Consider the following 20,162-nt stretch of genomic DNA (forward strand, 5'->3'; position numbering starts at 1 on the left):
AGCCATCACCTAAGAAGGTGTAAGTATGGTGATCAACAACATCGTGACCGTCACGGTTGAATTGGTCTGCCATTGCTTTTTCAGCAATCGCCATACCTACCGCGTTAGTAATACCTTGGCCTAGTGGACCTGTTGTTGTTTCAACACCCGGTGCATAACCGTATTCAGGGTGGCCCGGTGTTTTAGAATGAAGTTGACGGAAGTTTTTCAGGTCGCTAATAGACAGATCGTAACCTGTTAGATGAAGCAGAGAATAAATTAGCATTGAACCGTGGCCGTTTGACAAAATGAAACGGTCGCGATCAGCCCACTGTGGGTTTTGTGGGTTGTGGTTCATGTGGCTGCGCCACAGTACTTCAGCGATATCAGCCATACCCATTGGTGCACCAGGGTGGCCAGAGTTAGCTTGTTGAACACCGTCCATACTTAGGGCACGGATTGCATTTGCCAGCTCTTTACGAGAATTAGCGTTACGTGAAGACATGTCTGCTCCAGAAATTAGTAGACTGTATATTTTAAGTTATCGGTCAACACAAATGCGACCAATTAACCATGATTCGGCGGGCGGGTATTGTCGCAAAGACAGCCCCCTTACTGCAATCGTTTTCCTGAAAAAAATTAGCCTATTATCAATAGGCTGAAAATCAGCACGACTAAGCCACTGTAAATAAAAGCAGTTAAGGGAAACGTTTGCTTCTTCTTAAAAAGATGACCTTACTCTTCGCGCTGTTGATTTTATAACTACTTCGAGTATTATAGCCGTCTAGACGGAGGTAGCTCTATACATACAAACGTATATCCGTGTATGCCTTGTAATGATTTACAAGCAAGTATTCACCAGAGCTATCGCTTATCAATCAATGTTAATGAAGTGAGAATACTCATGGCAAAACACCTGTTTACTTCTGAGTCTGTATCAGAAGGTCATCCAGATAAAATTGCAGATCAAATCTCAGATGCAGTCTTGGATGCAATTCTAGAGCAAGACCCAAAAGCACGTGTTGCTTGTGAGACTTACGTAAAAACCGGCATGGTAATGGTTGGCGGTGAAATCACCACTTCTGCATGGGTTGATATCGAAGAAATTACACGTGAGACGGTTCGTGAAATCGGCTACGTAAACTCTGAAATGGGTTTTGACGCAAACTCTTGTGCCGTACTAAGTGCAATCGGTAAGCAGTCTCCAGACATCAACCAAGGTGTTGACCGTGAAGATCCGCGCGAACTAGGCGCTGGTGATCAAGGTATCATGTTTGGTTACGCATCAGACGAAACAGACGTGCTAATGCCAGCCCCTGTTACGTATGCGCACCGTTTAGTTGAACGTCAAGCTAAAGTCCGTAAAAACGGTACACTACCTTGGTTACGTCCAGATGCAAAAAGTCAGGTAACATTCGCATACGACCAAGGTAAAATTGTTGGTATCGATGCTGTGGTTCTTTCAACTCAGCACAGCGATTGTATTGATCTACCCGTATTGCAAGAAGCAGTAATGGAAGAAATCATCAAGCCTGTACTACCAGCAGAATGGTTGACTAAAGAAACTAAATTCTTCATCAACCCAACAGGTCGTTTTGTTATTGGTGGCCCTATGGGTGACTGTGGTCTTACTGGTCGTAAGATTATTGTTGATACATACGGTGGTGCAGCACGTCACGGTGGCGGTGCATTCTCTGGTAAAGATCCATCAAAAGTTGACCGTTCAGCAGCCTACGCAGCACGTTATGTTGCTAAAAACATTGTTGCTGCAGGTTTAGCTTCGCGTTGTGAAATTCAACTTTCATACGCTATTGGTGTTGCAGATCCAACATCTATCATGGTTGAAACGTTTGGTACTGAAAAAGTGTCTCATGACATCATTGTTGATGCTGTTCGTCAAAACTTCGACTTACGCCCATACGGCCTAATCGAAATGCTTGACCTGCTTCAGCCAATCTACAAGAAAACAGCAGCATACGGTCACTTTGGTCGTGAAGAATTCCCTTGGGAAGCGACTGATAAAGTTGAAATGCTACGCGACTTCGCTAACTTTAAGTAAGCCAAGCGTACATAGTTCAAGAAAAGGAAGCTTCGGCTTCCTTTTTTTATGTTTAAAAATTAGCGTACAATCTTTAAAACCTTCAACCCATTACCAGCGAAAGAAAAGTGCATGTCCCCTCTTCACACTCAAGTTATTAATAAAACTCGCGATTGTATTGCTCTTGCTGAAAAAAAATTAAACCAGTCATTGGATATGCCCGTTGTCAGCTTTAAACAACGTGGAAAAATTGCAGGCAGTGCTCGCTATTCACCGTGGGAAGTACGTTTTAACCCAGTGCTGCTCGCTGAAAATCCAGAGGCATTTATTAATGAAGTTGTGCCTCATGAAGTCGCCCACTTACTCACCTTTAAACTGTTTGGCCGTGTTCGACCACATGGTAAAGAGTGGCAAACGATGATGACTCAAGTCTTTGGTATTCCTGCTCGCACCACCCACAGTTTTGATATTTCATCAGTGCGCGGTTCAACGTTTCTTTATCGTTGCGCCTGTCGCGATCATCACCTGAGTATTCGCCGCCATAATAAAATTGTCCGCCAACAAACCCTTTATCACTGCACCCTGTGCCGCCAAGCATTGTCGCCAAAGATATAATCTCAATCTAGATACGGTATAAAGCGACCTCAGATAAAAATAGATAAATCTCGTTCTTATACTTGTGATTGTTGATCAAGAGATGTAATTAACAATAATAAAAACAGTGAAGTGCTTCTAAAATAATTGGATATTGATAAGCTTGTTAGACTGATTTTCAGCGCAGGATATCCAATGAAAATACCTTTTACATGGCTAGTAATCCTACTATTGCCAACAACAGCCATAGCAGCTCCCCCTTCTTCATTCAGTAAAGCGAAACGTCTCGCCGTTGAGATCTATCAAGATCACCCCACCAGCTTCTATTGCGGCTGTGCTATTACATGGCAAGGTAAGAAAGGGCTGCCTGATCTTGCTAGTTGTGGTTACGAGGTTCGCAAACAAGAAAAACGAGCTAATCGAATAGAGTGGGAGCACGTGGTACCAGCCGAAAACTTTGGCCGAGCGTTTGTCGAATGGCGTGAAGGTCACCCTCAATGTGTGAACAGCAAAGGTAAAGCCTATAAAGGCCGATCTTGTGCCACAAAAATAAACCCAACCTACCGTTCTATGCAGGCCGATCTTCATAATTTAACACCAGCGGTTGGTGAAGTGAATGGCGATCGCTCTAACTACGCATTCTTACCGTGGAATGGCAATAACGGCGCTTTTTATGGCCAGTGTGACATGAAAATTGATTTCAAAAATCGCCGGGCCGATCCACCCGAGCAATCACGTGGAGCTATTGCACGTACCTATTTGTACATGAACCAAGAATATAAAATGGCGCTATCTAGTCAGCAACGTCAGTTAATGGAAGCATGGAACCGACAATATCCAATAAGTACATGGGAATGTGAACGTGACCGTCGGATTGCTAACATTCAAGACAATCACAACAGTTTTGTGCTTCAAGCCTGTAATAAAGCGGGTTACTAGTCTTTTGGTATCATTAATCGTTTAGCATTACTTGAGTAACGAGATCTCTCGTTACTCAAGATCCATTATGTATGGATACTTTCATTTACACTCAACCTTGTAATTCGCTCTTCTCGCATCCATGTTAATATTCACGCAAGAACATTAAATTATTACAGGTTATCAACCTCGCCATGAGAATCCCCCGAATTTACCACCCTGAACTATTACCTTCACAAGGTAAGGTAATGTTAAGCGATGACGCTGCCAATCACGTTGGGCGTGTTATGCGTATGCAAGTGGGTCAGGAAGTGCTGTTGTTCGATGGTAGCGATGCTGAATTTCCAGCCGTTATCAGCGCAGCCAGCAAGAAAAATGTTGAAGTTGATATTCAGTGCCGTAATGAAAATAGCATTGAATCTCCGCTTAATATCCACCTAGGGCAGGTGATTTCTCGTGGTGAGAAAATGGAATTTACCATCCAGAAATCCGTTGAACTGGGCGTTATGACGATCACTCCTCTGATTTCAGAACGTTGTGGCGTAAAACTCAATGCCGAGCGTTTTGAGAAGAAACTAGCACAATGGCAAAAAATTGTGATTGCTGCTTGTGAGCAATGTGGCCGTAATGTGATTCCTGAAATCCGCCCAGTAATGAAACTAGAAGACTGGTGTGCTGAAGAGTACGATGGTCTAAAACTGAATCTACACCCTCGAGCAAACTACTCAATCAATACTTTGCCTGAGCCTGTAACGAAAGTACGCTTGCTTATTGGTCCGGAAGGCGGTTTGTCTGCTGAAGAAATTAGCATGACAGAGCAATACAAGTTCGATGAAATCTTGCTTGGTCCACGTGTACTTCGTACCGAAACAACAGCCATGACAGCGATTACAGCACTTCAAGTACGCTTTGGTGATTTAGGTTAACCAAGCCAACGACAGATTAGGAGATACAAATGATCAAACTGGGCATCGTGATGGACCCAATCGAGTCTATCAACATTAAAAAAGATTCCAGCTTTGCCATGATGATGGAAGCACAGCGTCGCGGTTGGGAAATCCACTATATGGAAATGAACGACTTGTCTTTAGAACAAGGCAAAGCCGTTGCTCGTACTCGTGTTGTTAGCTTAAAAGAAGATCCAAACGGTTGGTTTGAATTCCAAAGTGAACAAGAAATCGCATTATCAGATTTAGACGCAGTACTAATGCGTAAAGATCCTCCGTTCGATACTGAATATATCTATGCGACTTATATTCTTGAGCGTGCAGAAAACGAAGGCGCCCTGATCGTAAACAAACCTCAGAGCCTACGTGATTGTAATGAAAAGCTATTTACAGCATGGTTCCCAGAGCTAACCCCAACAACATTGGTTACTCGTCGTGCTGATAAACTGAAAGCATTCCACCAAGAACACGGTGATGTGATCCTGAAACCTTTAGATGGCATGGGCGGATCTTCTATCTTCCGTGTGATGAAAGGCGATCCGAATGTATCTGTGATTATTGAAACCCTTACAGCAATGGGCACAACCTATTGTATGGCGCAAACATTCGTGCCAGATATCAGCAATGGTGATAAGCGTATTCTGGTGGTAGATGGCGAGCCAATGCCATATTGCTTAGCACGTATTCCCGCTAAAGGTGAAACGCGCGGTAACTTAGCTGCTGGTGGTCGTGGTGAAGCACGTCCTATCAGTGAAACCGATCGTAAGATTGCAGAAACCGTTGCGCCAGTATTGAAAGAAAAAGGGCTTATCTTCGTTGGATTGGATGTTATCGGTGACAAATTAACGGAAATTAACGTAACAAGTCCAACGTGTATTCGTGAAATCGAAGCCGCTTTCGATATTTCGATTACAGGTAAGCTAATGGATGCAATCGAGCGTCGATTACAAAATAAACCTGTGTAATTAAAGCGCGTTGGTCTTTCAACAGAGCCTAATAACACATTGAGTCTCTGCTCTTATTTAAATAAGAGCAGAGATCATACAGCCATCTTCATTTATATCTTACCTTCGCATAAACAATGTAGATGTTTAAAAATGGCAAGACTGCGTTCCTCTAAGCTCAATTAGGCTAACTCAACCTCTCTTCGTACCTTGTCTGAAGAATTTTTACTCTTAACAACGACAATATTGAAAGATCAACAGACCCGAATACCAATTCCCTAAAATACTCTGCATACTGTAGATAGAGAATCATGTTTTTCAATTAGCTGTCGGTGTGATCTATGAATTTAACCAACCATTTTCTAGTCGCCATGCCTAGCATGCAAGACCCACATTTTAAACGTGGTGTGGTGTATGTTTGTGAGCACAATGAAGAAGGTGCTATGGGCTTAGTCATTAATTTACCGATTGAAATATCCGTGGGCAATATGCTTGAACAGATTGAGGTTGAACGTGATCTTCCGGTTAATAATCCTGATAGCCTAACGCAAGCAGTATTAAACGGCGGACCTGTTTCTGAAGACCGAGGCTTTGTTTTGCACCAGCCCAAAGGTCAGTTTGATTCGAGCATTAGCATTAACGATGAGCTATCGGTAACAACATCACAAGATATTTTACCGTTACTAGGGACTAGCGAAGCACCAGAAAAATTCATCGTCGCATTAGGTTATGCAGGCTGGTCTGCCGGGCAATTAGAGCAAGAGCTAGCAGAAAATAGTTGGTTAACGATGGAAGCCGACGCTGAAGTGATTTTTGAAACCCCTATTAATGAGCGATGGAATACAGCCGTCGCCCGCTTAGGTATCAACCCGGCCAACCTTTCGATCGAAAAAGGACATGCATGAGTAACTCACGCAGTGTATTAGCATTTGATTACGGCACAAAAAGTATTGGTGTTGCAATCGGTCAAGAACTAACAGGTACAGCAAACCCTTTAGCTGCACTTAAAGCAAAAGATGGCATTCCAAACTGGGATGACATTGGTAAAATCCTAAAAGAATGGCAACCCGATTTAGTTGTTGTTGGCCTTCCCCTCGATTTAAAAGGTGGAGAACTTGAGAGCATTACACCTCGCGCTAAAAAATTCGCCAATCGTATACACGGTCGATTCGGCTGTGTCGTTGAATTACATGACGAACGATTGAGTACTGTTGAAGCAAAGGCAGAGTTATTTGAACACGGTGGATACCGTGCATTAAGTAAAGGCAATATCGATTCACAATCTGCAGTCATTATTTTAGAAAGTTGGTTTGAACGCCAATACGGCTAAATAAATATGAGTATCGAATAACATTTCGGTACTCACCTCTTCCGCATAACGCCCGTCATATATCCACTGCATAAACACTATTCAGTCTTCGCCCCCACTTTGATCATCATCGATATAAGCAGCTTTAAATACAGTATGTGATCACCTTGTACAGCTTTTCATATAAAAAACAGCGCAAGCCTATCTCACTAAAAACTGATCAATAATCTGAAGATAAAGATCCAGTGTTTGCTGGGCTTGATCAGCTTGTACAGCTTTTGGGCTACTGTAACCCAAAAGCTATACAAGCTGTACGCGAGGATCTTAACTCTCACTACAATCCTTTATTTACATGTAGTTATGATTATTAGTAGCACTTATAGCTTTAGGATCATCACTACTCTACAGCTGTCTATTACAATTCAACGGTTACACCGTCTAACGCACTACCGCCCATCTTAGCTTGATCCCCAATTTTGATCATCAAGCGTAGATCGTTCGCAGAATCCGCATGGTGGAGTGCATCTTGCTCGGTGATCTTTCCTTCACTAAACAATTGATAAAGTGATTGATCAAACGTCATCATGCCGGATTCACCTGACTTCGCCATTACATCTTTGATCTCATGTAATTCACCACGACGAATAAGATCCGCCACGCGTGGCGTATTCAGCAATAATTCAAATGTCGCATGCCGACCAATACCATGTGCATCTGGGATCAACTGTTGTGCCAAAATACATTTAAGGTTTAATGACAGATCAAATAAAAACTGATCTCGGCGCTCTTTCGGCACTAAATGTAGAATTCTTTCCAGTGCCTGATTGGCATTATTAGCATGTAACGTCGCCATACACAGGTGTCCGGTTTCAGCAAAGTTCATTGCGTATTCCATGGTTTCCGGTGTGCGTACCTCACCAATTAAAATCATATCTGGTGCTTGGCGTAGTGAGTTCTTTAGTGCAACTTCATAGCTTTCTGTATCTAAACCCACTTCACGCTGTGTGACGATGCAGCGATCATGCTTATGCACAAACTCAATGGGATCTTCTACCGTTAAAATATGGCCGCTACTATTTTTATTTCGAAAGCCAGTCATTGCCGCCATTGAGGTCGATTTACCCGAGCCTGTCGCGCCCACAATAAGCACTAAACCACGCTTTGCTAACGCCATTCTTTGCATATCAATAGGCAAATTGAGATCCGTCAAATCTGGAATATGGGTTTCAATTCGACGAATGACCATGCCCGGTAATTCACGCTGCCAAAATGCACTTACCCGAAAACGCATATCATCACGTACTAATGCAAAATTGGCTTCACGTGTTGTAACAAATTCTTGGTATAACTCTCGATCCATCGCTTCATCAAACAATGCATCAACCCCTTCACGCATTAATTCTTCACCTAATGCATGCAGATGACCATCAATACGTAATAGACAAGGTGAATCAACAGTAATATATAAATCCGATGCTTTTTTGCTGACGACTTCATTGAGAATATCTTGCAGCTTCATTCTCGTTCCTTCGTTTAAAATTCCAATAGTAAAGGTTTATTCACATCAATAAACCTCACACAATATAATGTTTACATGATTGATGATGCACCATTGACGATACGACGCCCTTCTTCAGAATCAACAGTACCTTGTGCCACCAGCATTTTGACGCTTTGTTCCATGGTTTGCATGCCCATAGACGATCCCGTTTGGATCATTGAATACATTTGCGCGACTTTGCTTTCTCGGATCAGATTTCTAATCGCGGGGGTGGCGATCATCACTTCATGCGCGGCAACTCGCCCACCATTGACACTTTTAAGTAGACTTTGTGATACCACGGCACGTAACGATTCAGACAGCATTGAACGTACCATGTCCTTATCATTACCAGGAAATACATCGATAATACGATCGACGGTTTTAGCCGCAGAGCTGGTGTGCAAAGTACCTAATACTAAATGCCCTGTTTCAGCAGCTGTCAGTGCCAAACTAATGCTTTCTTGATCGCGTAATTCCCCCACCACAATCACATCGGGATCTTCACGCAAGGCAGATCGTAATGCATTGTGAAAACTGTGCGTATCACGGTGTACTTCACGCTGGTTGATCAAACAACGCTTACTGGTATGAACAAATTCCACCGGATCTTCAATGGTTAAGATATGGCTATTGGTATTCTCATTAATGTAATCCACTAAGGCGGCAATCGTAGTGGATTTACCTGAACCAGTCGCCCCAGTTACCAAAACTAAACCACGCTGACATTGCGCAATTTTATAAAAGATATCGGGCACATTAAGTGATTCAAGGGTGGGAATAGCAACGGGAATCGTTCGAAATACTGCTGCACCACCACGTGATTGATGAAACGCATTCACACGAAAGCGACCTACATTAGGTAATTCAAATGAAAAATCGACTTCAAGCCTTTCTTCGTATTCACGGCGCTGTGCATCGTTCATAATGTCGAACACTAAACGGTGTACTTCTGAATGGTCTAAAGCTGGTAGGCTGAGTTTTCTAACATCACCATCAACACGGATCATTGGTGGTACACCCGCAGAAAGGTGCAGATCTGACGCATTATGCTTTACACTAAAGTCCAGTAGTTCTGTGATATCCATAACTTTTCCTCAAGAATCAATTATGAGTAGTATCAAACAAAATATTGAACAGGTCATCAGTCAGATAACTTCTGCGACCGAAAAATGCGGTCGAACAACAGATTCCGTGCAACTCTTGGCGGTAAGTAAAACAAAACCAATCGCGGCAATTGATGATGCAATTGCCGTGGGTCAACGTGCATTTGGTGAAAACTACGTGCAGGAAGGCGTTGAAAAAGTGCAGTATTTTGCAAACCATGCACAAGCTGAAGAGATTGTTTGGCACTTTATTGGTCCAATACAATCCAATAAAACACGCCCAATTGCAGAGCATTTCGATTGGGTGCATTCGGTTGATCGTATTAAAACGGCGCGAAGGCTCAACGAGCAACGCCCATCAAGTATGGCACCTCTGAATATATTGCTACAGGTCAATACCAGCGGTGAAGAGAGCAAATCAGGCATTAATATTACTGACTTAGCTGCTTTAGCGGATGAGATTGCAACCATGCCCAATTTGGTCTTACGTGGTCTAATGTCGATTCCACAGAAAGCCGACAGTTACGACAGCCAATATACGGCCTTTAAATTACTGGCGGATGCACAACAACAATTACACATTAAATACCCGCAGATCGACACATTATCGATGGGTATGAGCGGTGATATGGACGCCGCCATCGCAGCTGGCAGTACAATAGTACGCATTGGTACTGCGATTTTCGGTGCGCGTGATTACACGTAGAGAGAGACGAGAAACTCGCCCTCTCTACTTATTTAATAAGGATTTTTCATGGAACAACGCTCGATCACCTTCATTGGCGCAGGCAATATGGCGCGTTCAATCATTGCAGGGTTAGTTGCAAGTGGCTACCCAGCCAATAAAATTACCGCAACCGCCCCTAGCGAAGCGCGTCGTGAACCTTTAGCGCGTGATTATGGTATTCATACCGACGCCGATAACCTACGCGCCGCGCAACAAGCTGATGTTATTGTGCTTGCGGTTAAGCCCCAGTTAATGGAAAGCGTTTGTCATGCACTGCAAGATATCGACTTCTCAAATAAATTAGTCATTTCAATTGCAGCAGGTATCTCTGCTTCTCGTTTAAATGAAATGCTAAATACCGAGCTTAATCTTGTTCGAGTGATGCCAAATACGCCGTCATTGATCGGTAAAGGCATGAGTGGCCTATTCGCATCACAAAGTGTATCTGAAAATGATAAAGTCTATGCCGAACAATTAATGCAAGCAGTGGGTGAAGCCTGTTGGGTGCAACAAGAATCTGGCATTAACGGTGTGATCGCAGCAGCAGGCAGTGCACCGGCTTATTTCTTTCTCTTTATGGAAGCAATGCAAAAAGAAGCGATTAAACAAGGTTTCGATGCCGATACAGCACGTTTACTCGTTCAGCAATCCGCATTAGGGGCAGCAGAACTAGTAAAGGCGAACCCCGAGACTGAATTATCGACCTTGCGCGAGCAAGTAACATCAAAAGGTGGAACAACGGCAGAAGCCATTCGCACATTTAACGAACACCAACTTAGTGATATCGTAGCCAAAGCAATGCGTGCTGCGGTATCTCGCGCTGAAGAAATGGAAAAACTGTTTTAAGGTTAATATATGAACTCTCTTGGTTTTTTAGTAAGTACTGTTTTCGACCTCTACATTATGGTCGTGTTAATTAGAATATGGCTACAATGGGCTCGTGCTGATTTCTACAATCCGTTCTCTCAGTTTGTAGTGAAAGCAACGCAACCTATTGTTGCACCACTTCGCCGTATGATTCCGCCTATCGGTGGTTTTGACTTAGCGACATTAATTTTCGCTTACGTGCTAAGTATTGGTAAATTTTTAACACTGCAATTAGCACTCAATGGCGGCATTGTATTTAGTCCTGACTTCTTATGGATTGGTGCACTATCTCTGCTAAAAGCAGCTGGTGGCCTTCTATTTTGGATTCTACTGCTTCGTGCCATCCTTAGCTGGGTAAGCCAAGGTCGTAACCCTATTGAATTCGTTATGCATCAACTAACAGAACCACTAACAGCGCCTATCCGTCGTGTTATTCCGGCAATGGGCGGTTTAGATTTAAGCGTATTAGTGCTGTTTCTTGGCCTGCAGTTCGCTAACTTTCTGATGGGTGATTTGATCGGTCCGGTTTGGTTCCAACTATGAGCCAAAGTGCTGTAAGTAAAACAGGCGATGACTTACTTATTCGCCTGTACATTCAACCGAAAGCAAGCCGCGATCAAATCGTTGGCTTGCACGGTGAAGAGCTAAAAATAGCGATTACAGCACCGCCCGTTGATGGCAAAGCTAATGCACACTTAAGTAAATTTCTGGCAAAACAGTTTCGCGTCGCTAAAGGCCAAGTGCTGATAGAGAAAGGAATGCAAGGTCGTCATAAACAAGTGCGCATTGAAAACCCACGTGAAATCCCGCTGGTGATCGCAGAGTTGCTATAGGGCATTACAGCTATACTAAAGGAAGTTTGTAATACCCACCTGATAATTGCGGTCTTTTATTATCAGGTGGGTATCTAAAAGGATAATGTCATGATTCGTATTCTATGTTTATTGTCGGCAATGCTCTTTACCGCATTACCAGCCCAAGCAGAACAACTCAAAAATATCGGTAATCTTGAAGTGCATTATTCAAGCTTTCCATCGACATTTTTGACGCCAGAAGTCGCCAATACTTACCGTATTACACGTAGCCGATATTCAGCAGTCGTGAATGTAACCGTGCTTGATACGTCAGCAACAGGCAAGCCAGCAGTGACGGCACAGCTATCTGGAAAGGCGCGGAACTTACTGGGTACAGAGAAAAAACTCGCCTTTCGTGAAGTACGTGAAGGTAAGGCTATTTACTACATAGCTGAACTTAATCATGCCAATGAAGAGAGTTTCAAATTTACCATTGATGTGTTCCAAAATGGGACTAATGGCGAAATTAAATTTGAGCAAACCTTTTACGTTGATTAAATGCTAACAACGAAAAAATAGCGTAATCGCATAACAATCAATATTAAGGAGCTTTGGCTCCTTTTTTATTACCTATCATGGTTTAATCTTCACTTTATCTCTGCTAATAAATTTCTGTTGAAACTCGCATCTGTAAGGCGCTTAGGTATATCATGTCGCCCTTATTTTCCGTTTCATTAAGCATCGTAGAGGCACACCGATGAGCAAACTCGTATTAGCAACAGGCAACCAAGGTAAAGTAAAAGAAATGGCTAGCTTGCTGGCTGATTTTGGTTTTGATGTTGTTGCACAAAGTGATTTCAATGTGTCTTCGGTTGCTGAAACTGGCACCACGTTTATCGAAAACGCAATCATCAAGGCGCGCCATGCCGCTAAAGAAACGGGCTTACCAGCCATTGCTGACGATTCTGGCCTTGAAGTCGATTTTCTACAAGGTGCACCGGGCATTTATTCTGCTCGCTTTGCGGGTGAAGATGCAACAGATCAACAAAACCTTGAGAAGCTATTGGCTGATATGGAAGGCGTGCCAGCAGAGCAACGTACCGCTCGTTTCCACTGTGTATTAGTAATGATGCGCCATGAAAACGACCCAACACCTTTAGTCTGCCATGGAAGTTGGGAAGGTAGCATTTTGACTGAAGCACAAGGCGAAAATGGTTTCGGCTATGATCCGGTATTCTGGGTACCTGAAGATAAATGCGCTTCAGCACAGCTAGAATCAACACGTAAAAAAGAATTATCTCATCGTGGCAAGGCGCTACAAAAACTCTTTGCAGCCCTGAAGGACGTATAATGTTAGTACCACCCCCTCTAAGCCTGTATGTGCATATTCCTTGGTGTGTTCAAAAATGCCCATACTGCGATTTTAATTCGCATGCATTAAAAGCCGAGATCCCAGAGCTCGACTATATCGATGCCCTACTCGAAGATTTAGATATCGATCTAGCAAAATATCAGCTAGAGGATGGGGTTCGTCCGTTACATTCCATCTTTATTGGCGGTGGTACACCTAGCTTAATCTCTCCACCTGAAATCGGTCGTTTGCTGAAAGGCATTGAAGCAAGGATTCCATTCAGCCACGATATCGAAATCACTATGGAAGCCAACCCTGGTACCGTTGAAGCAGGACGTTTTGTTGCTTACCAAGAGGTTGGGGTTAATCGTATTTCTATTGGTGTACAAAGTTTTCAAGATGAAAAGCTAACCCGCCTTGGTCGTATCCATGGTAGCGATGAAGCACGCAAAGCCGCGAAGCTTGCAACAGAGGCTGGCTTAAACAGCTTTAATATCGATTTGATGCACGGTTTACCCGACCAATCCATTGATGATGCGATGTACGACCTCAAGCAAGCCATTGCGCTAAATCCACCGCACTTATCTTGGTATCAGCTGACGATAGAACCTAATACGATGTTCTACTCTAAGCCGCCAACGCTGCCTAATGATGACGATTTATGGGATATTTTTGAGCAAGGTCATCAGATACTGGCGGATGCAGGTTATGTGCAATACGAAATATCAGGCTACAGTAAGCCCGGTTTACAATGCCGCCATAACCTGAATTATTGGCGCTTTGGTGATTATCTGGGTATTGGGTGTGGCGCACACGGTAAAGTCAGCTTTGCCAACGGCAACATAACTCGTACTGTAAAAGTTAAGCACCCAAGAGGCTACTTAAACCCAACCAAGCCGTACTTAGATAAAGAAACCCAAGTCGACGCAGTAGAACGTCCGTTTGAGTTTTTCATGAATCGATTCCGCTTGCTTGAGGCATGTCCAAAGCAAGATTATAGTGACCGTACAGGCCTATCACTCGATACCATCGACACAAATATTCAGTGGGCATTGGAACAAAAGTATCTGATTGATACTGGCGATACATGGCAGATAACCGAACACGGTAAACTGTTCTTGAATGATTTACTGGCAGCGTTTGTCGAGGATTAATAAAAAGTAGCGAGTATCTTACGCGTATTCTTAGTGCGCCAAGATACTCGTGTTGTTAACTGTTTAGCAAACGATTTTACTAATAAACGGTCACACTTTGCCACGTTTTTAACGCTGGGATCAGAGATTGGATCTCTGTTTCTTGGGTTTGTCTTTTGACAACTCGCTGGCACAATTCATCATCAATAAGCTGCGAATGTGAAAGTTGGTAAGGTAAATCTTTCGTCAGGGTTTGGTGATATTTGACTAGCGCTTGTTGTTGGTCAGTATTTAACTGAACTTTATGCACGCCAAAATATAACTGACCATTCTGCTTCACTTTAAACAAACGTTGCCCATCATCTAGGGTTAATGCGCCATCTTGTAAAGTCACTTCGTTATGCCACGTTAAGTTACATTGTGAAGCCCAAACAGGCGTCACCATTGCTGTAAAAGTAAATATCAGCATTGTTAATTTTAGCGCAGTATTTCTAGCAAAGATCATATTCATGCCATCCCTATACAACGTAGAGCCTGCGACATGAATAAGACGCAGCTCTTTAAAAGATTGATCGCCCAATACGTTCGGCGAGTAATTCTAATGCTGCTGTGCCTGCCAACGAGTTACCAGAAGGATCCAGCTCAGGTGACCACACCGTTATCGACATTTCACCAGGTACAATAGCAACAATTCCGCCACCTACACCCGATTTGCCCGGCATACCCACACGATAAGCAAACTCACCAGCACCGTCATATAATCCACACGTTGCAAGCAGTGCATTCATTTGCTTACTCTGAGTCTGGCTGATAATAGTTTTTTTCGCGCCTAAAGGAAGCCCTTTATTTGCTAAATAACTGAATGTACGAGCTAAATCAACACAGCTCATTTTTAGTGAGCAATAACTAAAATAATTGGTTAAAACAGGCATCACTTCATTTTCAAAATTACCGAAAGAACGCATTAAATACGCAATCGATGCATTGCGGTCGCTGTGCTGCATTTCAGACGCTGCGACCGCTTTGTCGTAGGTTAAATGGGGATTACAAGACAGTTTTCGGACCAATTCCAGCATCCGATATTGTGGTGCAGCTAAACGACTATGCAATAAATCAGATACCACTAACGCGCCAGCATTGATGAATGGATTGCGTGGAATACCATTTTCAAGTTCAAGCTGGATCATCGAATTAAATGCATGGCCAGAAGGCTCTTTACCAACACGTCGCCAAATTTCTTCTGGTTCATATAGGCTCATGGCTAATGTGAGTGACATTACCTTAGAGATTGATTGAATAGAGAAACGTTCTTGAGTGTCTCCGGCTTGGATGATTTCGCCATCGTTATAACACACGGCAATACCTAATTTAGTGGCAGAAATACCGGCCAATGCAGGAATATAATCTGCGACCTTTCCTTGACCGATTAGTGGTCTCACTTCATCCAAAATACCAGCGAGCAACTCTTTTGTTGGCTTCATTCTTATTCTCCAAGGGCAAAAAAGCCAACACGAGGTTGGCTTTAAAGGCATGATGCAATTTATTCTATGTTTGCTTTAAGCACTGCATCTAACCATATCGGCGTCGACAAATAGTCTGGGCGATAGCGGAAAAGATTACAACCTTAGCAACACTGAGACTATTCAGTACGTGCGAACTTCATGTCCCATACGCCATGACCTAAACGGTGGCCACGCGCTTCAAATTTGGTTAACGGACGATCTTCAGGACGCGCAATATAGTCGCCGTCGGTTGCTGTATTCTTGTAACCAGGTGCCGCATTCATCACTTCAACCATGTGCTCTGCGTAGTTTTCCCAATCTGTTGCCATATGGAAAACACCACCGATTTTCAGCTTCTTACGTAACATTTCAGCAAATGCAGGCTGAACGATACGACGCTTATGGTGACGAGTTTTATGCCATGGGTCAGGGAAGAACAGCTGAACAGTGTCTAGGCTGCCATCTGGAATCATGTAATCAAACACTTCAACAGCATCGTGACACATCACACGTAAGTTAGTTAGGCCAGTTTCTTCTGCGCCCATCAAACATGCACCCACACCAGGGCTGTGTACTTCGATACCAATAAAGTCTTTCTCTGGGGCATTCTTGGCCATTTCTACCAATGATGCGCCCATGCCAAAACCAATTTCTAGCACGATAGGTGCTTCACGGTTATAGACTTCTTTCCAGTCCAGCATTTGCTGAGCAAAGTCGATACCCATTGTTGACCAGTTGTTATCCATAGCCGACTCTTGGCCTTTGGTTAAACGGCCTTCACGACGAACAAAACTACGAATCTTTCGTACAAGTTTGCCGTCTTCGGTCAATTCAGTCACGGTTACATCGCCGGACTTTTTTGAAACTTCGCTCATGGTAAATACCTAAAACTAAAAATGAAGAAAAACTAAGCGGAACGGCATTATCCAAAGTTATGGCATAAGTGCAAGTCTATCGATTGCGACAACTGCAAGTTTATGGTGGAATCATGCCCCATACTGAGTTCAATAATGCCCAACGTCATACTACCAGAACCAGTAAAAATCAGTGCAATCATATCAAACTCAATAATTATAATAGCGCCTATCAACGCTAAACAAACAACAGTGAGTAAAGTCCGTGAGTAATACCTTCTCTGATGCCATTTTAGCGTGGTACGACAAATTTGGTCGTAAGACACTGCCTTGGCAACAAAATAAAACACCTTATAAAGTATGGTTATCAGAAATCATGCTGCAGCAAACCCAAGTTGCCACTGTGATCCCTTATTTTGAACGTTTCATGGAACGTTTTCCGACAGTGCAAGATTTAGCGGCTGCCGAGCAAGATGAGGTATTACACCTTTGGACAGGGCTTGGTTACTACGCTCGAGCTAGAAATCTTCATAAAGCCGCACAAATTATCGTATCTGAGCACAATGGTATGTTCCCTACAGACATTGATCAGGTGCAAGCCCTACCCGGTATTGGTCGATCCACGGCTGGAGCAGTTCTGTCGTTATCACTCAAGCAACATCACGCAATTTTAGATGGCAATGTAAAACGCACATTAGCGCGTTGTTATGCCGTAGAAGGTTGGCCCGGTAAAAAGCCAGTAGAAAATGCATTGTGGGAAATCGCAGAAAAAAACACACCTGATTCAGGAGTAGAGCGTTACAACCAAGCAATGATGGATATGGGGGCAATGATTTGTACCCGCAGCAAGCCAAAATGCGAACTGTGCCCTATTGAAGCAATGTGTGAAGCAAAAGCACAACTGCGCCAAACCGACTTTCCGGGTAAGAAGCCAAAGAAAGTGATGCCAGAAAAACAGAGCTGGTTTGCTATTTTGCAACACGGCAACGAAGTCTGGTTAGAGCAGCGTCCACCTGTCGGAATATGGGGCGGATTATGGTGCTTTCCACAGCATGATACCGATGATTTAAGAGCTTTAGTCACACAGCGTATTGGCTCAGAAAGCCACATTGCTGAAACAGAACAACTGCATGCTTTCCGCCATACTTTTAGCCACTACCACCTCGATATCGTACCAATTCGCATGCAATTATCCGGCCCGATGAATGTGATTCAAGAAAGCGGGAAAGGTCAATGGTATAGCTTAACCACACCACCGAAAGTAGGGTTAGCAGCACCAGTACAACAAATACTGGAAAGCCTGCGCTACGAGCTTAATCACCCTAAAACACTATAATAAAAGTGGTATTTAAGAGGGCTTTCATCGCCCTTTTCACACAAGTTTCGCCTCTTCGCTGCCTTATCCTAGATGCTAGGGTTACACTCTGGTATAACTAGCAGCGTACTCATTAGGTCATGATTAAGGAGCCATTCAATGAGCCGTACTGTTTTTTGTACTCGCCTGAAAAAAGATGCTGAGGGACTCGATTTCCAACTGTACCCTGGCGAACTAGGTAAACGTATTTTTGACAACATTTCAAAAGAAGCATGGGCAGAATGGCAAAGTAAGCAAACCATGTTGATCAATGAGAAAAAACTAAACATGATGAATATTGATCACCGTAAGCTGCTTGAAACCGAAATGGTTAACTTCTTATTTGAAGGTCAAGATGTGATCATTGAAGGTTATACGCCACCAAGCAAGTAATACCCATCACGGTTTATTAATATATTCCGGTTAAAAGGTTTACGGGTAGAGAAAGAAAATGACATCATTGGTCGTTAATTAACTATCAATAATGTCACTTTCTGTTTGCCTACTTATGAATAAATGCCTTTTTTTACTGTTATCTCTCTTCTTGCTCAACGGATGTAGTCGTGAATTCATCGAGCAGCTATATGATGTTGACTACAGCACCACTAACCGCTTTGCGAACAATTTGGCCTCGCTTCCCGGCCAGTTCACTAAAGATCCCGCTGAATTAAACCGATTAATTGGATCATTCAATAGCAAGATCAAACGCCAGTGGGGCGACGATAACGCTTTAGTGTCCAGTAAACGTCAATACGTTAAATATACCGATAGCTATCAAAGTCGTGCGCACGTTGATTTTGATCGCGGTATTGTTACTATCGAAACCGTTGCTAAAACAGAACCAGAAAAACATTTAAAAGAAGCGATCACCACAACCCTGCTCACTCCCGATAACCCAGCAGGGGTCGATTTATATTCAGATCTGGCCATCGAGCTAAAAGGTAAACCCTTCCTCTACGAGCAAGTTTTAGATCAAGACGGTAAACCGATTAAATGGTCTTGGCGTGCAAATCAATTTGCTGATCACCTAATTAATACCAAATTAAAGAAAAAAAAGATCCGCTATCAGCAAGCGTATTACGTCGAGATCCCTTTGGTTGCAAATAGCTCGGAACAGCGAGGCTATAAATATGCGAGCATCATTAAAGATGCCTCTCGTCGCTACGGCATCCCTGAAGATCTGATCTATGCGATCATCAAAACCGAAAGCAGTTTCAATCCCTACGCAGTTAGCCACGCCAACGCTTATGGCTTAATGCAAGTTATACCCAAAACAGCTGGCGCCGATGTCTTTAAACTCGTCAAAAAGAAGCCTGGAATACCGAGTCCGGAATATTTATTTGATCCAAGAAGTAACATTGATACGGGCACAGCCTATTTCTATATTTTGCGTAATCGTTATTTAAAAGATGTAAAGAACCCGACATCACTGCACTACAGTATGATTTCGGCGTATAACGGCGGTGCTGGCGGTGTACTTAACACCTTCAATAAAAATGATAGAAAACGGGCAATGAACGATTTAAACAACCTTCAGCCAAATCAGGTGTATTGGGCACTGACCAATAAACACCCAAAAGCAGAAGCAAGACGTTATTTAGAGAAAGTGACCGCATTCCAAAAAGAATTTAATCAAGGCAAAATTTAAGCAATTGAGAAAAAGATTGAGATATTTGTGGTATTTATCAACAGCATTTACCTTATTCCCTCTCTGAGGGTAAATACGAATATCCAGTATTCAATGCATCAACTTAGTATAGATAACGCCTTTAACGAGCAAAAATCGAGCACGTGAACCATTTGCTCGATTTTTCTCGAAAAAAAAGTTGACGAAAGAGCCTAAAACCCGTTTAATAGCGCTCCGTTGCCTCGATAGCTCAGTCGGTAGAGCAGAGGATTGAAAATCCTCGTGTCGGTGGTTCGATTCCGCCTCGAGGCACCATTATTTCTTCTTGTTCGTTAGAATATGAGAAATACGGTGCGAGCAACGAAATAGATAATTCCCTTTTAGTTCAGTTGGTAGAACGCCGGACTGTTAATCCGTATGTCGCTGGTTCAAGTCCAGCAAAGGGAGCCACATTCGTTTTTGAGTTGCACGTTAACTTGAAGACAACAAAGATTTAGTGTGCCGACTTAGCTCAGTAGGTAGAGCAACTGACTTGTAATCAGTAGGTCACCAGTTCGACTCCGGTAGTCGGCACCATT

23 protein-coding genes, 3 tRNA genes and 1 pseudogene are annotated in these 20,162 nt (G+C 43.1%); 20 read left to right on the forward strand and 7 right to left on the reverse strand.

Annotated elements, in window-relative coordinates; translation table 11 throughout:
- Positions 1-484 (reverse strand): annotated as a pseudogene (locus tag C9J12_RS28195) (transketolase); the annotation flags it as partial.
- A 399-nt stretch (positions 485-883) separates the two neighbouring features.
- On the opposite strand from C9J12_RS28195, the gene metK reads away from it, so the two are divergent.
- From metK to ruvX, 7 genes are all read left to right on the forward strand, one after another.
- Complete coding sequence (gene metK / locus C9J12_RS28200; RefSeq protein ID WP_107246469.1) at positions 884-2,038, forward strand: methionine adenosyltransferase; 1,155 nt, start codon at positions 884-886, stop codon at positions 2,036-2,038.
- Between the two features lie 111 nt (positions 2,039-2,149).
- A complete protein-coding gene (locus C9J12_RS28205) occupies positions 2,150-2,632 on the forward strand; it encodes a SprT family zinc-dependent metalloprotease (protein WP_107246415.1) in 483 nt (160 codons plus the stop codon).
- A 174-nt stretch (positions 2,633-2,806) separates the two neighbouring features.
- A complete protein-coding gene (locus C9J12_RS28210) occupies positions 2,807-3,550 on the forward strand; it encodes an endonuclease (protein WP_107246418.1) in 744 nt (247 codons plus the stop codon).
- 173 nt (positions 3,551-3,723) lie between these two features.
- Positions 3,724-4,455: a 16S rRNA (uracil(1498)-N(3))-methyltransferase gene (gene rsmE / locus C9J12_RS28215; RefSeq protein ID WP_107246420.1), complete on the forward strand. Its 732-nt coding sequence runs from the start codon at positions 3,724-3,726 to the stop codon at positions 4,453-4,455.
- A 29-nt stretch (positions 4,456-4,484) separates the two neighbouring features.
- Entirely contained in the window at positions 4,485-5,441 is a 957-nt protein-coding gene (gene gshB, locus C9J12_RS28220; RefSeq protein ID WP_107246423.1) for a glutathione synthase, read from the forward strand.
- Positions 5,442-5,761: 320 nt separating this feature from the next.
- A complete protein-coding gene (locus C9J12_RS28225) occupies positions 5,762-6,325 on the forward strand; it encodes a YqgE/AlgH family protein (protein ID WP_107246425.1) in 564 nt (187 codons plus the stop codon).
- Positions 6,322-6,750, forward strand: coding sequence for a Holliday junction resolvase RuvX (ruvX, locus tag C9J12_RS28230; RefSeq protein WP_107246428.1), 429 nt, complete (start codon positions 6,322-6,324; stop codon positions 6,748-6,750). The genes C9J12_RS28225 and ruvX overlap by 4 nt, the downstream gene beginning before the upstream one ends.
- Before the next feature lie 394 nt (positions 6,751-7,144).
- Here the strand turns inward: ruvX and C9J12_RS28235 are convergent, their stop codons facing one another.
- Positions 7,145-8,248: a PilT/PilU family type 4a pilus ATPase gene (locus C9J12_RS28235; RefSeq protein ID WP_107246430.1), complete on the reverse strand. Its 1,104-nt coding sequence runs from the start codon at positions 8,246-8,248 to the stop codon at positions 7,145-7,147.
- Positions 8,249-8,319: 71 nt separating this feature from the next.
- Entirely contained in the window at positions 8,320-9,357 is a 1,038-nt protein-coding gene (locus C9J12_RS28240) for a type IV pilus twitching motility protein PilT (protein WP_107246433.1), read from the reverse strand.
- Positions 9,358-9,379: 22 nt separating this feature from the next.
- Here C9J12_RS28240 and C9J12_RS28245 point away from each other — a divergent pair, with 22 nt between their 5' ends.
- The 7 genes from C9J12_RS28245 (at position 9,380) to hemW (ending at position 14,268) form a co-directional block, all read left to right on the forward strand.
- Entirely contained in the window at positions 9,380-10,081 is a 702-nt protein-coding gene (locus C9J12_RS28245) for a YggS family pyridoxal phosphate-dependent enzyme (protein ID WP_107246436.1), read from the forward strand.
- Positions 10,082-10,129: 48 nt separating this feature from the next.
- A complete protein-coding gene (proC, locus tag C9J12_RS28250) occupies positions 10,130-10,948 on the forward strand; it encodes a pyrroline-5-carboxylate reductase (RefSeq protein WP_107246438.1) in 819 nt (272 codons plus the stop codon).
- Positions 10,949-10,957: 9 nt separating this feature from the next.
- The gene (locus C9J12_RS28255; protein WP_107246441.1) at positions 10,958-11,512 is read left to right on the forward strand and encodes a YggT family protein; all 555 of its coding nucleotides are present in this window, start codon (positions 10,958-10,960) and stop codon (positions 11,510-11,512) included.
- Complete coding sequence (yggU, locus tag C9J12_RS28260) at positions 11,509-11,802, forward strand: DUF167 family protein YggU (protein WP_107246444.1); 294 nt, start codon at positions 11,509-11,511, stop codon at positions 11,800-11,802. The genes C9J12_RS28255 and yggU overlap by 4 nt, the downstream gene beginning before the upstream one ends.
- A 90-nt stretch (positions 11,803-11,892) precedes the next feature.
- Positions 11,893-12,321 carry a DUF4426 domain-containing protein gene (locus tag C9J12_RS28265; protein WP_107246446.1) on the forward strand — a complete coding sequence of 143 codons (429 nt, stop codon included), beginning with the start codon at positions 11,893-11,895 and terminating at the stop codon, positions 12,319-12,321.
- 199 nt (positions 12,322-12,520) lie between these two features.
- A complete protein-coding gene (locus tag C9J12_RS28270; protein ID WP_107246449.1) occupies positions 12,521-13,114 on the forward strand; it encodes an XTP/dITP diphosphatase in 594 nt (197 codons plus the stop codon).
- Positions 13,114-14,268 (forward strand): radical SAM family heme chaperone HemW, encoded by a 1,155-nt coding sequence (gene hemW, locus C9J12_RS28275; RefSeq protein ID WP_107246452.1) that lies wholly within the window; start codon positions 13,114-13,116, stop codon positions 14,266-14,268. The genes C9J12_RS28270 and hemW overlap by 1 nt, the downstream gene beginning before the upstream one ends.
- Before the next feature lie 79 nt (positions 14,269-14,347).
- On the opposite strand, the gene C9J12_RS28280 is transcribed toward hemW, so the two are convergent.
- The 4 genes from C9J12_RS28280 to C9J12_RS31490 form a co-directional block, all read right to left on the reverse strand.
- Positions 14,348-14,758 carry a DUF2884 family protein gene (locus tag C9J12_RS28280; RefSeq protein WP_107246455.1) on the reverse strand — a complete coding sequence of 137 codons (411 nt, stop codon included), beginning with the start codon at positions 14,756-14,758 and terminating at the stop codon, positions 14,348-14,350.
- Between the two features lie 49 nt (positions 14,759-14,807).
- On the reverse strand, positions 14,808-15,728 hold the full coding sequence (gene glsB, locus C9J12_RS28285; protein WP_107246457.1) for a glutaminase B: 921 nt from the start codon (positions 15,726-15,728) through the stop codon (positions 14,808-14,810).
- Between the two features lie 158 nt (positions 15,729-15,886).
- Positions 15,887-16,624, reverse strand: a complete 738-nt coding sequence (trmB, locus tag C9J12_RS28290; RefSeq protein ID WP_107246460.1) for a tRNA (guanosine(46)-N7)-methyltransferase TrmB — start codon at positions 16,622-16,624, stop codon at positions 15,887-15,889.
- Positions 16,625-16,671: 47 nt separating this feature from the next.
- Positions 16,672-16,806, reverse strand: coding sequence for a hypothetical protein (locus C9J12_RS31490; RefSeq protein WP_265416170.1), 135 nt, complete (start codon positions 16,804-16,806; stop codon positions 16,672-16,674).
- A 62-nt stretch (positions 16,807-16,868) separates the two neighbouring features.
- Here C9J12_RS31490 and mutY point away from each other — a divergent pair, with 62 nt between their 5' ends.
- The 6 genes from mutY (at position 16,869) to C9J12_RS28320 (ending at position 20,160) form a co-directional block, all read left to right on the forward strand.
- The gene (gene mutY, locus C9J12_RS28295; protein WP_107246463.1) at positions 16,869-17,939 is read left to right on the forward strand and encodes an A/G-specific adenine glycosylase; all 1,071 of its coding nucleotides are present in this window, start codon (positions 16,869-16,871) and stop codon (positions 17,937-17,939) included.
- Positions 17,940-18,077: 138 nt separating this feature from the next.
- Entirely contained in the window at positions 18,078-18,350 is a 273-nt protein-coding gene (locus C9J12_RS28300; protein ID WP_107246465.1) for an oxidative damage protection protein, read from the forward strand.
- 115 nt (positions 18,351-18,465) lie between these two features.
- The gene (gene mltC / locus C9J12_RS28305; RefSeq protein ID WP_193944717.1) at positions 18,466-19,605 is read left to right on the forward strand and encodes a membrane-bound lytic murein transglycosylase MltC; all 1,140 of its coding nucleotides are present in this window, start codon (positions 18,466-18,468) and stop codon (positions 19,603-19,605) included.
- A 218-nt stretch (positions 19,606-19,823) separates the two neighbouring features.
- Positions 19,824-19,899: transfer RNA gene (locus C9J12_RS28310), tRNA-Phe, on the forward strand.
- Positions 19,900-19,958: 59 nt separating this feature from the next.
- A tRNA-Asn gene (locus tag C9J12_RS28315) sits at positions 19,959-20,034 on the forward strand.
- Between the two features lie 50 nt (positions 20,035-20,084).
- Positions 20,085-20,160 (forward strand) — tRNA-Thr (locus C9J12_RS28320).
- The last annotated feature ends 2 nt before the right edge of the window (positions 20,161-20,162 follow it).

This window comes from Photobacterium frigidiphilum, assembly GCF_003025615.1.
GTDB lineage: Bacteria > Pseudomonadota > Gammaproteobacteria > Enterobacterales > Vibrionaceae > Photobacterium > Photobacterium frigidiphilum.

What these genes read in the sequence shown, in the direction of transcription:
- C9J12_RS28265 (WP_107246446.1), top strand. Translation starts at nt 11,893, where the DNA reads ATGATTCGTATTCTATGTTTATTGTCGGCAATGCTCTTTACCGCATTA.
- C9J12_RS28235 (WP_107246430.1), bottom strand. Translation starts at nt 8,248, where the DNA reads ATGAAGCTGCAAGATATTCTCAATGAAGTCGTCAGCAAAAAAGCATCG.
- C9J12_RS28210 (WP_107246418.1), top strand. Translation starts at nt 2,807, where the DNA reads ATGAAAATACCTTTTACATGGCTAGTAATCCTACTATTGCCAACAACA.
- C9J12_RS31490 (WP_265416170.1), bottom strand. Translation starts at nt 16,806, where the DNA reads ATGATTGCACTGATTTTTACTGGTTCTGGTAGTATGACGTTGGGCATT.
- mltC (WP_193944717.1), top strand. Translation starts at nt 18,466, where the DNA reads ATGAATAAATGCCTTTTTTTACTGTTATCTCTCTTCTTGCTCAACGGA.
- yggU (WP_107246444.1), top strand. Translation starts at nt 11,509, where the DNA reads ATGAGCCAAAGTGCTGTAAGTAAAACAGGCGATGACTTACTTATTCGC.
- trmB (WP_107246460.1), bottom strand. Translation starts at nt 16,624, where the DNA reads ATGAGCGAAGTTTCAAAAAAGTCCGGCGATGTAACCGTGACTGAATTG.
- C9J12_RS28280 (WP_107246455.1), bottom strand. Translation starts at nt 14,758, where the DNA reads ATGAATATGATCTTTGCTAGAAATACTGCGCTAAAATTAACAATGCTG.
- proC (WP_107246438.1), top strand. Translation starts at nt 10,130, where the DNA reads ATGGAACAACGCTCGATCACCTTCATTGGCGCAGGCAATATGGCGCGT.
- hemW (WP_107246452.1), top strand. Translation starts at nt 13,114, where the DNA reads ATGTTAGTACCACCCCCTCTAAGCCTGTATGTGCATATTCCTTGGTGT.
- glsB (WP_107246457.1), bottom strand. Translation starts at nt 15,728, where the DNA reads ATGAAGCCAACAAAAGAGTTGCTCGCTGGTATTTTGGATGAAGTGAGA.
- rsmE (WP_107246420.1), top strand. Translation starts at nt 3,724, where the DNA reads ATGAGAATCCCCCGAATTTACCACCCTGAACTATTACCTTCACAAGGT.
- metK (WP_107246469.1), top strand. Translation starts at nt 884, where the DNA reads ATGGCAAAACACCTGTTTACTTCTGAGTCTGTATCAGAAGGTCATCCA.
- C9J12_RS28270 (WP_107246449.1), top strand. Translation starts at nt 12,521, where the DNA reads ATGAGCAAACTCGTATTAGCAACAGGCAACCAAGGTAAAGTAAAAGAA.
- C9J12_RS28240 (WP_107246433.1), bottom strand. Translation starts at nt 9,357, where the DNA reads ATGGATATCACAGAACTACTGGACTTTAGTGTAAAGCATAATGCGTCA.
- C9J12_RS28225 (WP_107246425.1), top strand. Translation starts at nt 5,762, where the DNA reads ATGAATTTAACCAACCATTTTCTAGTCGCCATGCCTAGCATGCAAGAC.
- gshB (WP_107246423.1), top strand. Translation starts at nt 4,485, where the DNA reads ATGATCAAACTGGGCATCGTGATGGACCCAATCGAGTCTATCAACATT.
- C9J12_RS28205 (WP_107246415.1), top strand. Translation starts at nt 2,150, where the DNA reads ATGTCCCCTCTTCACACTCAAGTTATTAATAAAACTCGCGATTGTATT.
- C9J12_RS28245 (WP_107246436.1), top strand. Translation starts at nt 9,380, where the DNA reads ATGAGTAGTATCAAACAAAATATTGAACAGGTCATCAGTCAGATAACT.
- C9J12_RS28255 (WP_107246441.1), top strand. Translation starts at nt 10,958, where the DNA reads ATGAACTCTCTTGGTTTTTTAGTAAGTACTGTTTTCGACCTCTACATT.
- ruvX (WP_107246428.1), top strand. Translation starts at nt 6,322, where the DNA reads ATGAGTAACTCACGCAGTGTATTAGCATTTGATTACGGCACAAAAAGT.
- C9J12_RS28300 (WP_107246465.1), top strand. Translation starts at nt 18,078, where the DNA reads ATGAGCCGTACTGTTTTTTGTACTCGCCTGAAAAAAGATGCTGAGGGA.